Source organism: Catenisphaera adipataccumulans, from assembly GCF_014202755.1.
GTDB classification, from domain to species: Bacteria; Bacillota_I; Bacilli_A; order Erysipelotrichales; family Erysipelotrichaceae; genus Catenisphaera; species Catenisphaera adipataccumulans.
Genome location: NZ_JACHHK010000002.1, coordinates 67451 through 82548 on the forward strand (window position 1 = coordinate 67451; position 15098 = coordinate 82548).

The window sequence follows — 15098 nt, forward strand, 5'->3', positions numbered from 1 at the left end:
GAGTATGCGGTCTGCAGCTGTGCGACAGTAATTTTTTTTCGGAATCGTTCACTATTTGTGAGGGTTTCGGATGCTTATTAGTGGCTGACGGATGAGAGCGTTCAGTATCAGCACAGCGATTCCGGTGAACCATGGATTTATGTGCTGCAGGGGGGTTCTCCTTTGTCAGCTTTATCGTATCAAATGCTATGTAAAGTTGATACCGGAGTTTGTAAAATCGATGCAAAATTTTTATGTCATAAATAGAAAAAACGGAAAACCATTTGGTTTTCCGTTTCGTATAAGTATATGAATGAAAGATAGAGAGAGGGTTTTATATGTATGAAGAGAGTATGTATATCATATACTTATCGAAAGAGCTGTTGTGCTTCTTTCTGCTTTTATCTTATGTGACTTGACTGAAAGAAAGCTGAAATTTTTTTAGAAAGTTGAGTTTTCTCTGACTCTTACTAAGTCACTTCGAAGGTCCGCATAATTGACTGCTCCAAATAGAATCAAAATCGTCGTTGCCATTTCGGTACAAATCGTAGAAATTTTTTTCATGGTGGACACCTTCTTTCTGCTTCTATCATACGAAGCACGACTTAAAATCGTCTGAAAAAAGCACAGAAATTAATTCTGTGCTTTGGTCGGAATTTCCGCTGGCTTGTTCAAGATATACATGAACTGTTCGCCGGTGATGGTTTCCTTTTCATATAAGTATTTTGCCAGCTCGTGCAGCTTGGCGATGTTGTCCTCCAGGATCTTATATGCTTCAGCGTGTGCCTTGCGGATCAAAGCAATGACTTCATCATCCACGCGGGCAGCTGTACGCGACGAGCAAGCCAGACTGGTGTCGCCGCCTAAATACTGACTGTTGACGGTTTCCAGAGCGGTCATATCGAATGTCTCGCTCATACCGAACCGGGTGATCATGGCCCGGGCCATCTTGGTGGCTTGTTCGATATCATTGGAAGCACCGCTGGTCACGGAGTGGAAGATCAATTCTTCGGCGGCCCGGCCCGCTGTATACGTAACGATCCGCGCATACAGTTCGTCTTTGGAAATCAGGTTTTCGTCGTCTTCTTCCACTTGCATCGTATAACCTAAAGCACCTTTGGTACGCGGAATGATCGTGATCTTGTGGACCGGCGCCGAATTCTTCTGTTTGGCAGCGACCAGCGCGTGACCAATTTCATGATAGGATACGATGAGCTTTTCTTTCGTGCTCATGACTTTGCCCTTCTTCTGCTCACCGGCAATGACAATTTCGATGGCTTCTTCCATATCTTTCTGAACCACTTGTTTCCGGTGATCACGCACCGCCAACAGGGCGGATTCATTGATGATATTGGCTAAGTCGGCACCGGATGATCCGGCACTGGCACGGGCAATGACATTGAAATCGATTTCTGGTGAACATTTTACATCTTTCGCATGCAGACGCAGGATGGCTTCACGGCCTTCCAGATCCGGCAGCTCGACAGGGATCCGGCGGTCAAACCGTCCTGGACGGGTCAGGGCTGGGTCGAGGATCTCCGGCCGGTTCGTTGCGGCCAGCAGGACCACACCTTTGGAACCGTCAAATCCATCCATCTCAGCCAGTAACTGGTTCAAAGTCTGTTCTCGTTCATCGTTGCCGCCGATACTGCCGGCACCGTCACGTTTCTTACCGATGGTATCGATCTCATCGATGAAGACGATGCACGGGGCATTGTCACGGGCTTGTTTGAACAGATCGCGGACCTTTGCGGCACCGCGGCCGACGAACATTTCGACAAATTCACTGCCGGAAATCGAGAAGAACGGAACTCCGGCTTCACCGGCTACGGCTTTGGCCAATAAGGTTTTACCAGTGCCCGGCGGGCCGACCAGTAAAGCACCCTTCGGCATCTTTGCACCAATTTCCTGATATTTTTCCGGGTGATTCAGGAAATCCACGATTTCGATCAGGTTGTCTTTGGCTTCATCCTGACCGGCTACGTCCATGAACGTGACGCCGGTTTTTTCGCCTTTGTAGACACGGGCGTTGCTTTTGCCCATATTGCCAAAGCCGAAACCGCCGCCGTCTCCGCACGGCGTAAAGGTGAACTGTCCGTCATCCATATTTTTCTTCATCCGTTTCATGTTCCGGCGCAGCAGCCAGTAGATGAGCAGGATCGGGAGCACGAATGTCATCAGGAAATAGAAGAACGGGTTGCTCCAGATCGACTGGTTTTCTACGGTCTGCGTAAACGTTGCACCGGATTCTTCCAGACGGTTGACCAGATCAGGGTCATTCATTTCGCCGGTGGTGTAAACGGTGTTGGTTTCATCGCCTTTGAGCGTATATTCAATGGTCTCATCTTCGATCGTGACATTGTCGATTTTCTTTTCTTCGATTTGGTCGAGGAATTTCGAATAGCTGACGGCAACTTTTTGGTGAGCCGTCACCATCGGGGCGACAATTAAATCGATGATAAGCAAAACGACAAAGATGATGAGCTCTGTGCGCAGGAGTCGTTTTCTTTGATCATCCATAATGGGTCCTCCTTTGTTAAGTTATATTTATTATAAATAGATTTAGCACTTTTGCAAGCGAAGTGCTAAAATTTCCGTTTTTTTCACACAATTTATAGATGATGCTTTTTTTAGGATGTAAATTATGGTATTTTTTTTCATGGAAGAGGCAGAAATATGAAAATTATTCAAAAATACAATGAAACAAATTTGATTTTACGTATTGTGATCGGATTGATCGTCGGAACTGTTCTTGGTCTGATCTGGAAGCATCTGGATTTTATCACGTTGATGGGAACCTTATTTAAAGGTTCGCTGCAGTCGCTGGCGCCGATCTTGGTCTTTGTGCTGATCGTCACGTCGCTGTCCAATTCGGCATCGAAGATGGACCGTCGTTTCGGACGGGTCATTTTTCTTTATATGCTCAGTACTTTTCTGGCAGCGTTTGCGGCCGTCGTGGTCAGTTATGTCTTCCCGCAGACGGTGGTATTGACCGGCAAAGTGGCGGAGCAGGATGCGCCGGGCGGCATTCGTGAAGTGCTGACGAATTTATTGAACTCCATTGTTCAGAATCCGGTCAACGCATTGGCCGAAGGCAGCTATATCAGTATTTTATTCTGGGCTGTATTATTAGGAATGGCGCTGAAAAAGGTGGATTCCGATGCGGCCAAGCAGATGTTTAAAGATTTATCGGAGGGGGTTTCCACCATCGTCCGCTGGATCATCAACCTGGCGCCGTTTGGCGTTATGGGACTGGTTTACGGAACGGTTTCCAGCAGCGGTCTCTCCGTGTTCGGAACATATGGGAAATTGCTTGTGACGTTGGTAGGATGTATGTTATTGGTGGCGTTGGTCATCGATCCGCTGGTGTCTTTTGTATGCATGCGTCGGAATCCGTATCCATTGGTTTGGCGCTGTCTGAAAGAAAGCGGTCTGATGGCGTTTTTCACCCGCAGCTCCGCGGCAAATATTCCGGTGAATATGGATTTATGTAAGCGCCTGGGATTGGATGAAGAAATGTATTCGGTTTCCATTCCGCTGGGAGCAACGATCAATATGGACGGGGCAGCCATCACGATCACGATCATGACGCTGGCAACGGCCAACACCGTCGGTGTGCAGGTGGATTTTGCGACAGCGGTCATCCTGAGCATCCTTGCAACATTGGGTGCCTGCGGCGCCTCCGGCGTGGCGGGCGGCAGCCTGCTTCTGATCCCGATGGCTTGTTCCTTATTTGGGATCGATGCATCGGTGGCGATGCAGACGGTGGGCATCGGCTTTATCATCAGCGTGGTGCAGGACAGTGTTGAGACGGCGCTGAACTCGAGCGGCGATGTCATGTTTGCGGCCACGGCAGAATATACTCAGTGGATCAAAGACGGACATCCGGAATCGCTGCCGACTTTTCTTGGCGGTCAGCAGAAGATGGATGTATAAAAAATTTACAACACGAATTTCGTGTGATACAGTATGTACGACAACAGAGCAGAGTAGAACTGAATGCGTAAAGTGCTATTTGAACAGGGAGTTGACAAATAGACGAAAAGCAAAGCTTGCGGTGTTCGGTTCGCATCCCGCTGCTACATAACTACAGGTAATTTACCTCCTTATGTAGTAAAAGGACCGACTGCACAAGGAGGTTTTTCAATGTCAAAATTAAAAGATGTCAAAGTATTGTCCGGGGCCGCGATGTTGGTGGCCGTCGGGATCTTATTGGGCTTCTTTAAGATCCCGCTGACACAGCTGATCGAGATTCGTTTCGGCAGTCTGCCGATTGCGATTGCCGGGGCATTCTACGGAACGGGGATCGGTGCTTTGGTCGGTGCCCTGACAGATATCGGTGCGTTTCTGGTCAAGCCGACAGGACCATATTTTCCAGGCTTCACGATCAGCGGACTGGTTTCCGGTTTCATTTTTGGGAAGTTTTTCTACGGCAAGGAAATCACGGTACAGCGCATCGTGCTGGCTGAAATTGTACATACGCTGATCGTCGGCATCGGCCTGAACAGTATCTGGCTGTCGATGCTCTACGGAAATGCGTTCATGGTCGTATTGGCAGCACGGCTGCTGAAGGAGATCGTCATGATCCCGGTGAATTCGTTGATCGTGATGGTGGTCTTAAAGCCGATCACCCGTCTGTACCGGCCGCAAGTGACGGTCAAATGATGAAAGCAGAAGCACTGGCGTATTTTGCTTCTTTTCCGACCTTTGCCGGTGAAGCATTCGGACTGGATGCATTAAAAGATCTGCTGCATCGTCTGCACGATCCGCAGGATGAGTTAAAATGCATCCATGTCGCCGGCACCAATGGAAAGGGATCGACCTGTGAATTTCTGCATCAAATCCTGACGGCCGCCGGCATCAAGACGGGTTGTTTTACTTCACCGGCCTTGGATTCTGTCATGGATCAAATCCGCATCGGAGCTCATCACATTGATGATCATTCATTTGCGGAATTAACAGCGCATCTGCAGACCGTGATCGAGACCATGCCAGTCAAACCGAGCCAGTTTGAGACCTTGACCGCCTTGGCGTTCGAGTATTTTAAGCAGGAACATTGTGAACTTGTTATTTTAGAAACAGGACTGGGCGGAACGGATGATGCGACCAATGTGATCAAACGCTCAGTTTTGGATATCATGACGCCGATCGATCATGATCATATGGGCTTGTTAGGGAATACGCTGACCGAAATTGCCGGTCATAAAGCCGGCATCATCAAGCCAGGCGACAAAGTGCTCACGGTCGATCAAAAACCGGAAGCAATGACGGTCATCCAGAAGACATGTGATCAGCAGCAGGCCAAGCTTCGCGCAGCGCGATCCCCTATTCGCAAGCAGGCCGATATCAACGGACAGACCTTTGTATTGGCAGGACAAGAATATTCAATCGGATTGGCTGGCTTGTATCAAATCAACAATGCCGCTTTGGCGGTGCAGGCAGCCCAATGGCTGGGGATCTCCGATGCGGCGATCCGGCAGGGACTGGCACAGACCCAGTGGCCGGCACGGTTTGAGATCATCGCTCACGATCCGGTAACGATATTGGACGGCGGACACAATGTCCAGGGCGCTGCCGTGCTGAAAGAAAGCCTGGATCGCTATTTTCCCGATCAGAAGATCGTTTTTGTGACCGGCATGCTGGCCGATAAAGAGTATGAAAAGATGCTGAAGATCGTATCACCGTTGGCGGATCGTTTCTATACGGTGACACCGGAGAATCCACGTGCTTTGTCCGCCGAAGCTTTGGCGGACTGGCTGAACAATAATCACCAGTCGGCGCAGGCTTGTGCGAATGTCAAAACGGCGCTGCATCTGGCACGGGCACAGGGCAGGCCGGTTTGTGTTTTCGGTTCGTTGTATGCCGTACCGGCGATCCGGCGGTGCATGCAGAGTGAAAATCCATCGAAAATAGATTAAAATATCTCTATAAAGAAAAGAGGAACGCTATGAAAACACTCGTTGTTTATTACAGTCAGTCAGGAAATACAAAAGATCTGGCAGATATGATCAGCCATGCGGCCGGTGCGGATCTTTGCCGCATTGAGCCGGCCGAAGCCTACGCATCGGATGAAAAAAAGATGATCAAACAAGTCCAGGAACAGATCGAACGCAAAGAAGATCCAGCCTATAAAAGCGTAGACTACAATGTGAAAGACTATGATGCGATCCTGATCGGAACGCCGAACTGGGGCGGATGCATCGCTTTGCCTTTAGCAACGTTCATCAAAGATCAGGATTGGCAGGGCAAGATGGTACTGCCGTTCTTATCGCATGGCGGAGCCGGTGAGCAGAAGATCCAGGCACAGCTGGAGGAATTATGTGCCGGTGCAGATGTGAAACCTTGCTTTGCAGCCTATGAGAAGATCAGCGAAGACGATACCGAAGCTGTATTCGACTGGGTACATACATATATTGATTAGACCGTCGACACGGTCTTTTTTATTGAACAGAGAAATATTGAAAAGAAGCGCGCAGAAATGCGTGCTTTTTTAGTGCAGCGCCAAAGAAAAACAGAATTGGTATAGGTTTAATCTAATACAAAATATTGTCATATAAATAAAAATATGTGCAAGAAATGAAAAATAAAGGATAACTTGGTTGTTTAAATGATATAAAAGTCTTAACATTATAAATATAGATAGAGAGGAGGTGACAAGAAATGACAATGAAAAAGCCCAATTATTTTAAGTTGGCAGCGTTGTTTGTGAGTTGTTTTCTTTGTCTTTTCTTGTTAAAAGCAGGGGTGCTGGCGGAGGAAACGGCCCCAATTGAACAACAAACTGAAACAACGGAGCTGACAACGAATTCAACCAGCGGGCCGGAAGATGCAACTGAAACTGCTAGTGAATCAGGAACAGCGACTCAAACCACCAGTCAATCAGAAGGCACAGCTCAAACCACTTCTGAAGAGACAAGCAAGGCAACCAAAGCCAAATCAATGGCAAAAACCGCGCAGGCTGCGGAAGAAAGTGATACTCCGGATTTCAGCTATGAACCGGAGGAGCCGCTGAAGTATGAAAACGGTAAATTGGTTGATAAAAACGGTCATGAAATTGATTTGGATTATTTATTATCTTCACAATATGTTAATATTCGTGTTGATTTACCAGCAAATGTCAATTTTATGTATAATCATTTGTCGATTGATCAAATTAAAGGCGTAACATACGAGGAAAATCAATTCCAAAATGCAGAGGAAGCACCAGATGGAGAAGGTTATTTAATTCAAGAATTGTTAAAAAAAGGTTTGTTAGAAAATATTAATTTCAATATCAAATTGAAAGATAAAGATAATGAAAACTTTGATTATTCTATGAATTTAGATACCCAAAATTCTTTAAATGTTTATAAAGGAAAAGTACAACTATTTTATCAATTCATTTCTTGGTATAAAGGCGCCAAAGTACCTGATGACATTCTAAAGCAAATTATTAATTCTTATGATGCGAACAATGTGAAATATGTTCTTCAGGATACATACAATCCTGGTCGTTCAATGTACATTGTCGGACTGCCAAAAACGATTGAAAGCAATGGTATGAGATTTGTTTTCGAGGGATTCTATGTAGATGGTGAAAAAATTGATTCTACTGATATAAATAGTTACAGTTACATTTCTTCTTATTCTGATAACGACAATAAATTTTGGGTTGAGAGCATTAATCGTTATAGCAATTGGAGCAGTGGTATCCGAGCAAATTATGTGCTGGATACTGTAAATAGCCAAAAATATGAAAGATTACAAATCTCCATTCGTTCGGTAAAGGCTATCAAAAATATTAGTGGACTGTTGCTTAATTTCAAGAACAAAGATACTGGAAAAGTGTATTCAGTTGTATCAAAAAACAAAAATGGTTATTTTGAAAGTCCATGTATATATTTGCCAGCAGGTGATTATGATCTATTTATTTCTCCAACTGCTGACGGTGACCCGACGCATTCGTTTGATCCAAATAGTGTGACTGGATATTTAAATCACTGCAATTGTCTTCTTTCTGATCTGTATTTGAACTTGTTTGATCGAGTGGTCGAATTACGAAAAGATTGGATCGGAAAATTTAAATTGAATAAGGTGGCAGGTAGTGCAACCGAAGTCAGTGAAGATGGCACGGTCACGGTAGATCCGCGAATCACGTTTGATTTGTATGATGTAACGGCAGATCCTGAAATGGAACATCCGATCGATACTCATACATTTTACTATACTGGTTGGCAATGTGAATATGTATCATCCTTATCAAACGAAACAGATAAAGTATTTCTTTATCAATTTCCAAGTGATGATCTCGATTTCTCTCATGAATATAAAATCGTCGAGCGTGCCGTTGATGGTCAAGATGCATGGATCACGGAGTATGTAACAATTCGTAAAAATGGAAACATTTACTTGCAGGCACTAAACCGTACGAAGACGGATTTGAAAGTGGCTAAGACCGTCACTGGAAATACAACGGCAGATGATTCGCTGAAAGAATTCCTCATTACGTTGGAATCGGATGATCCAAATTTGAATGGAGATTACAGTGCCAAAGACCAGAACGGCACTTTGCATCTCATTACTTTCACAAATGGAAATGCGCAGTTTTATCTAAGAAGCGGACAAAGTCTTACGATTGAAGATTTGCCTTATGGGGTGACGTTCAATATTAGTGAACAGGATACCAATGAATTTGTTGAGAGCGGTAAAGTCGTAACAGATGATTCCGATACAGAAGATTCTCAAGACACAATAGAAACAGAGTTCAACGGTATCTTAGCTAAGATCAAACTAGGATCGATTAACGAAGTATCGTTTACGAACGCAAAGATTGCAGACGGTAAGGTTACGTTAACAGCTAAAAAACAACTGAATGGACAGGCACCAGGAAGTTCAGTCTTTGAATTTGTACTGAAAGATGCTTCTGGAAAGATTCTGCAGATCAAGAAAAATCTGCCGGATGGAACCATCGTATTTGACCCGATCTCATTTACCAGTAAAGATATCGGACATACATTCCTATATACGATCTCCGAATTAGTCCAAGATGGAACGAACATGATCTATGATGGTAATGTATACGAGATCCGTATTACACCGCAAGCTGTAAAGGATGAAAAAGATGGTATCTATTATGCTTATGGAGAGCCGGTCATCACTTTGAACGGTCAGTCAGCGAGCGAAATCGTTTTCCGCAATCAAACGAAACCGGAGCCAAAACCAGAACCGGAATCGAAAAAGGAAGAACCGAAAGCAGCTCAGCCAACATCCAGTCAAGGTGTACAAACAGGAATGAGTGAAAACGTAGCAGTATGGTTCATCTTACTGTGTGCATCTTGTGCTGCATTACGTAAGTTATACGCATAAGTACTGCAAAAAAAACGAGTGAAATCGTCTAATTCTAAGGCTTGATTCTTTGAATAATAAAGAGTCAGGCCTTTTCTTTTTGCCTGAATTCATTGTTTATCAAAAGTTGATAAATACGCTGTTGAAGCGTTTCTCAGAGAGTAGGTAACTTTGATAAAATGTATTTTTATAGAAATATCTATTAAATAGTATAAAAAGTATTTTTGTATTAATCCTTATAAAATATGGAATAAATAAGTTATAAGATGTATTATTTATATAAGGATATTATATAGAGAGGGCAAAAAAATGAAGATCAGCAGACTTTTCAACATGCTTTTTAGCGTGTTTATTTCTTTTTGTATGGCTTTTTCGCTTGTTGCAGAATCTGCATTTGCACAAGAAGAGGTTTCTTGGAGCGGTGTCGATAATGTAACCGTTGATGCCGGAACAGTGAAGCTGACGGACGGTGTAACAGCCGCACAGAACGGACAATCGTTATCTGTTCAAGTGACGAATGTTAAGGCGGCCGGTGATGAAACTTTCGTCTTTCAGAAGGGCATGACCGAGCTGAATGCGGCGGCCGGTGCGGTGTATACTGTGACCTACAGTGCGTATGCAGCAGATGATGTGAATCAGCAGGATCCGATCGGTCAGAAAGATCGTATTATCACGGTCAATCCGGAAGCAGAAGTTCAGCCGAAAGCGGCCAGTACGGAGGATCAAAAGGATTCCACTAGCGTGCCGGCTCAGAATGATTCGGGTGATGTGGAAACAGCGACGCATCGTTTAAAGTGGATCGACGGAACCGATAACTCGGAGATCACCAACAACGGCGATTCTTTGTCGATCACACCGACGACAAATTTCACGAAAGGTATTGTACAAGCACAGCTGGATTTCTCAACAGGCGGTCACAAAGTCTGTGCACCGTATTCCATCGAAATTCGTATCCCGTATCATATATTCTATGATCGAAACGGCGATCCTTGTGATACGCTGAAAACAGCGCTGCCAAAGTATCCAAATACATCGACAGAAAGTTCTTTTAATTATCGTATCGATACAGATACGAATGAGATCGTGATCACCAACTTCGAAGAAGTAAAAGATGCAGCGATGTTTACAACGACAATGTCTTGGTCTTTTACGCCGATGGATGTGGCAAATGGGTATACACATGATGATATTCAAGCCAAATTTACAACGAAGTACACGGATGATGAAGGCAATGCAGGACAGCTGGATCAAACCAGCGATACGTTGAATGTGTCGGTCAATACGTCCGCAAAATTAACCGATGCAAAAAAGAAAATGGTCAAGCAAATCAGTAAATGGCGTGATGAATGGGGCGAAAAGCCTGCAGATGCAGATGATTATTTTTATCTGGAATGGCAGAGCTATTATCGTGTTGACAGAGATTCTACGCAGCCATATTATGTGACGATTGATGAAGATACGACGAAAAGCGACGGGATCGTCGGATATTACAAAGACACAGGCTTAGATTACTATGATCAGTCATTTAGTGATATGGCGCAGGGAGATACATTTGTTCGTACTACAGATAGTCAAGTTGTCTGTGATAATTATGATGATTATGAAAAAGACGGCCAGACATATCGCGATATCGACAATTTTGCGGGTCGCTTATGTACCGCACATGGTGTGTATTATGTCTGCCGGTATAAAAAATCCAAATATACAAGTCTGCCGGCTGAGGTGGATAATACGATCAATGTGACGCTCCATGGCATTGATGGAAATACCGAAGAGAAAAGTGCTTCGGCTTCACATGCATATGACGGTAAAGAATATGAATACGGCGGCGATATGTACTCGATATCCAAGTTTTGGCAATATATGAGCAGCTACTCCTACCGTGATCTGCTGAATGGCAAGGACGTGCCGCTGCAGTGCTACTTCTTCATGGGCAGTTCGGCACGGGGCTGGAGCTTTACAAAAGACGGCAATGAATATGGCAAAAAGATGTATACCGCAAATTTCATCGATGACCATATCACGTTCGCCGGTCAGCGTCTGCAGCCAGGCGATTACTCATTTTCGCATTTCGCACCAAGAATAAGCACGTATAATATGGATCCGGATAACGGTAAAGCGATCCGAGAAAAAAATGATGAAACAACGGAAATCACCATTTGGTATAAGACACCGGAAAATCAGGAATGGACGAAGCTGAAAACCGGCACGATCGAAGAGACGAAAAATGTTGATTTGCCGGATCAAACCTATGCGGTAAAGGTTTCGGCGCATACGAAACATTACCAAGTGGATATAAACCCGCAGCTCATGATCACATTAAACAGTACAGATCATGTCAAACAGATCATCAATGATGAATTAGCGAAGGGAAAAGATTCAATGCTCGTGCGGAATATCAATACGTTAGCCGTTCAGGACAGCACCGGTGAGTATGTCGATATTACACAAGGCAATCAACTGAGTACTTCGGTTGACCGTGCGCAGCTGGCTGCAGAAGATCGGCAGAATTTCAACGGGCATGTTGGGATTCATGCGGATGCTTACAACTATGTGATCGATTATCCATATGATCAAGATACGACGAAGTCCGTAGGCAATCCGGTATCGGATCCGGTACATGGAAGAGAAATTCTGCACTATACTTTGAAAAAGAGCAATGAAATCAAAGCACTGCCGGATGTGACATCTGCGGAAGAAATAAAGGAAAAAACCGATTTCATTGATGTGTACACGAACGGAACTTTCTACGATTTACTGCCGAAGGGCTGTTATTATCTGGAAGGAAATACGACGGTAAAAAGCAATCTAGGCGATCTGACAAAGGATCAATATGATGTAGAGACGGTAAATAACTGGAAAGACACCGGACGAACCATGGTCATCGTACATGTTCATTTGCCGGAAGATGCAAAAAATTATTCATCCAGTTCCGGCTATCGTACAATATTGAATTCGTATTTAAAAGTATCGTTTGATGCTTATTATCCATGGACGAGCATTGTAGATTACGGTAAGTCGATCCAAAATAGTTATGCCTATGAAAATAGTACGGATATGCGGTCGGGAACGAATGATAATGGCGGCTATACAGCAAATAAGGACGTATATACCGATCTGGACGGCAACGGAAAGACGGATGACAATAAAAAATATTCCTATTCGTTTGCAGCGTACAGTAATTTTCCTGTCGAATTCTTAGCACAGTCCGGTTACTATAAGCGTGTTAAAGCAGAAAATGACAATCTGTATGGAGAGACGGCGCACGTTCAGGGCGGCGGTCAATATGAATATCAGCTGCGCTACGTGTCCAAAAATAACGGCAACACCAAGGGTTTGATCATGTACGATACCTTGGAAGATGCGTACGGCGAAAATACGTATTGGAAAGGTAAGCTCCTCAGCATCGATACATCTCAGCTGGAAAGCAAGGGAATCAAACCAGTTGTATATTACTCAACACTGGAACATATCGATCCGCAGAACAACCCAGGACAGGCTGATGTTTCCAATTCAGCTTTCTGGAGCACGACCAAGCCAAGCGATCCATCAAAAATCACCGCGATCGCAGTCGATATGCGCTATAAAGAAAACGGCGAGGAATATATCTTCGGTCCAAGTGAAAGTGCCGTTGTCCTGCTTCATATGAAAGCGCCGACCGATGTATCAAAATACGTCGATCCGCAGGTATATGCATATAACGATGCGACCGTGCAGGAAAAGTTCTGGAGCAAGGGTGAACAACCGCCGGCAACGGCCAGTCTGGAACGTTCGCATGTCACAAAGGTCGATCTGGAACCACAGATCGAGATCCATAAAGACAGCGATCCAGAAACCGGAACCAAAGAAGATCCTACTGTTGTAGAAACAGACAAGAATCTGACTTATACGCTGCATGTGACCAATAAACTGGAACAAGATTCAATAAAGGATGTAGAAGTCACGGATCCGATCCCGGACGGTTTGACGATCGATACAGAAAATATTCAATATTACACCGGAGATGATCCGGCAGATGCGAAAGCCGTCAATGACGATGCGGTTCAAATGACCAAGACCGACCAGAAACTGGTCTTCCAGATCGCGGAACTGAAGGGCGGACAAACTGTACACCTGGTGATCCCGACAATTGCGAAGTCGAAGGTCACTTATGACAACACCGCAAAAATCACGTCCATCGGTGATGAGAACGTGGATATTACCAGTGAAACAACGCATCATAAACGCAAGTTCAAGGACAGTACCTTGACGATCAAGAAGACCGTCGGCAGCGTACAGAAAGATGCCGATAAGGAATTCACATTTACAGTCAATCTAATGGATGCGGAAGGCAAAGCGGATACCGGTACGTACGATTATGAGATCACCAAAGATGGTGCGTCTGTATCGACAGGCACGATCCAGAACGGCGGCACGATCAAGCTGAAAGACGGCGAACAAGTGACCATCAAGAAACTGCCGGGCGATGCGAAATACACCGTGAAGGAAGAAACGCTGAACGGCTATACGACAACGATCGACGGCAAGACATCCGACCAATTGAAAGAAGGAGAAGAAACCGTTGTTTCCTTCACGAACTATAAACATTCAACCGTCAAGTTTAGAAAACTGGGCGAGGATGAACCGCTGGCCGGCGCAAAACTGGAGATCCGGCAGGGAAATAAGACCCTGCATTCCTGGACCAGCACGACAGAGGACAAATCCTTTGTCCTGGAGAAAGGGGAATATCAACTCGTTGAGACCGAATCGCCAAGAGGCTGGTACAAAGCTGATCCGATCACGTTCCGTGTGAACCAGGACGGCTCCGTGGAGATCAAACAGGACGGCAGCTGGGCCGCACAGGATGAGCAGACGATCGTCATGGACGATCCGATCATCCCGACTGGTTCCTTGACCATTCATAAATCAGTGACCGGAACGGCCGGAGATAAAACCAAGAAATTCCCGTTCACCGTCACATTGACAGATGCCGACGGAAATGAATTGACCGATTCGTTCCAAGCGGACGGCAAGGAATTCAAGAGCGGCGATACGATCAAACTGGCAGACGGAGACAGTGTGACGATCGAAGGTATTCCGGAGAAGACGAAATATGTCGTTACAGAAAGCGACAATAAAGAATATGACGTCACGATCACGGTCAATGGACAGACTGTTGACAAAGCAGAAGGAACGATCGTTGGTGACGATGAGCAGGATGTTGCGTATGTCAATGATCGTCCGGGCACAGAGCTCACGGTCACGAAGCGTTGGAAGAATACATCGAAGACGCCGCAGTCTGTGAAGGTACAGCTGTATCGAAACGGAAAACCGGAAGGAGATCCGATCGAATTGACAGCTGCGCAGAACTGGACCTATACGTGGACAGGCCTGGATGCCAAACAGAAATGGAGCGTTGATGAAGTCAATGTGCCGAAGGGCTATAAGAAGAGCACGGATCATCAAGGCAGTCATTGGACCATTACCAACACCGGACAGAAGAAGAAAACAGTTACGCGCAAGTCAACTAAGCACAAAGGCTCGCGAACTGGGCTGAATACAGGAACGGTCTTCTTCCTGTTGTTGAGTGCTCTCGCAGTTCTTGGCTTTGTGGCCGTACGAAAGAGAAGATCCTAAAGAAAAGACAGGCATAGATGCCTGTCTTTTTTGAATAGATCCACATTCTGTCATAAATGATGACAATAATTGTGGTATTCATGAACTGAAATGAGTATAAATGGACACAACGAGTGCGGTTACATAACTATGCTATAATTATTTCGTATGAGCAATTTGGAGGGAATATTAAGTGAAAG

At 45.0% G+C, this 15098-nt stretch carries 7 protein-coding genes and 1 riboswitch; of the genes, 6 read left to right on the forward strand and 1 reads right to left on the reverse strand.

Annotated elements, in window-relative coordinates:
* Window positions 1-612: 612 nt before the first annotated feature.
* A complete protein-coding gene (gene ftsH, locus HNQ47_RS02475) occupies window positions 613-2499 on the reverse strand; it encodes an ATP-dependent zinc metalloprotease FtsH (protein ID WP_183327213.1) in 1887 nt (628 codons plus the stop codon).
* Window positions 2500-2655: 156 nt separating this feature from the next.
* On the opposite strand from ftsH, the gene sstT reads away from it, so the two are divergent.
* The 6 genes from sstT to HNQ47_RS02505 all read left to right on the forward strand — a co-directional run bounded on the left by sstT (window position 2656) and on the right by HNQ47_RS02505 (window position 14919).
* Entirely contained in the window at window positions 2656-3915 is a 1260-nt protein-coding gene (gene sstT, locus HNQ47_RS02480; protein WP_183327214.1) for a serine/threonine transporter SstT, read from the forward strand.
* A gap of 47 nt (window positions 3916-3962) precedes the next feature.
* Window positions 3963-4060: riboswitch (THF riboswitch) on the forward strand.
* Between the two features lie 65 nt (window positions 4061-4125).
* Window positions 4126-4644, forward strand: coding sequence for a folate family ECF transporter S component (locus HNQ47_RS02485; protein WP_183327216.1), 519 nt, complete (start codon window positions 4126-4128; stop codon window positions 4642-4644).
* Window positions 4641-5897 carry a bifunctional folylpolyglutamate synthase/dihydrofolate synthase gene (locus HNQ47_RS02490; protein WP_183327218.1) on the forward strand — a complete coding sequence of 419 codons (1257 nt, stop codon included), beginning with the start codon at window positions 4641-4643 and terminating at the stop codon, window positions 5895-5897. Before HNQ47_RS02485 ends, HNQ47_RS02490 begins: the two co-directional genes overlap by 4 nt.
* A gap of 29 nt (window positions 5898-5926) precedes the next feature.
* A complete protein-coding gene (locus HNQ47_RS02495; RefSeq protein WP_183327220.1) occupies window positions 5927-6400 on the forward strand; it encodes a flavodoxin in 474 nt (157 codons plus the stop codon).
* 239 nt (window positions 6401-6639) lie between these two features.
* Window positions 6640-9324 carry a DUF7601 domain-containing protein gene (locus tag HNQ47_RS02500; protein ID WP_183327222.1) on the forward strand — a complete coding sequence of 895 codons (2685 nt, stop codon included), beginning with the start codon at window positions 6640-6642 and terminating at the stop codon, window positions 9322-9324.
* A gap of 342 nt (window positions 9325-9666) precedes the next feature.
* Entirely contained in the window at window positions 9667-14919 is a 5253-nt protein-coding gene (locus HNQ47_RS02505) for a DUF7601 domain-containing protein (RefSeq protein ID WP_183327223.1), read from the forward strand.
* Window positions 14920-15098: the final 179 nt, after the last annotated feature.

What these genes read in the sequence shown, in the direction of transcription:
- ftsH (WP_183327213.1), bottom strand. Translation starts at nt 2,499, where the DNA reads ATGGATGATCAAAGAAAACGACTCCTGCGCACAGAGCTCATCATCTTT.
- sstT (WP_183327214.1), top strand. Translation starts at nt 2,656, where the DNA reads ATGAAAATTATTCAAAAATACAATGAAACAAATTTGATTTTACGTATT.
- HNQ47_RS02485 (WP_183327216.1), top strand. Translation starts at nt 4,126, where the DNA reads ATGTCAAAATTAAAAGATGTCAAAGTATTGTCCGGGGCCGCGATGTTG.
- HNQ47_RS02490 (WP_183327218.1), top strand. Translation starts at nt 4,641, where the DNA reads ATGATGAAAGCAGAAGCACTGGCGTATTTTGCTTCTTTTCCGACCTTT.
- HNQ47_RS02495 (WP_183327220.1), top strand. Translation starts at nt 5,927, where the DNA reads ATGAAAACACTCGTTGTTTATTACAGTCAGTCAGGAAATACAAAAGAT.
- HNQ47_RS02500 (WP_183327222.1), top strand. Translation starts at nt 6,640, where the DNA reads ATGACAATGAAAAAGCCCAATTATTTTAAGTTGGCAGCGTTGTTTGTG.
- HNQ47_RS02505 (WP_183327223.1), top strand. Translation starts at nt 9,667, where the DNA reads ATGGCTTTTTCGCTTGTTGCAGAATCTGCATTTGCACAAGAAGAGGTT.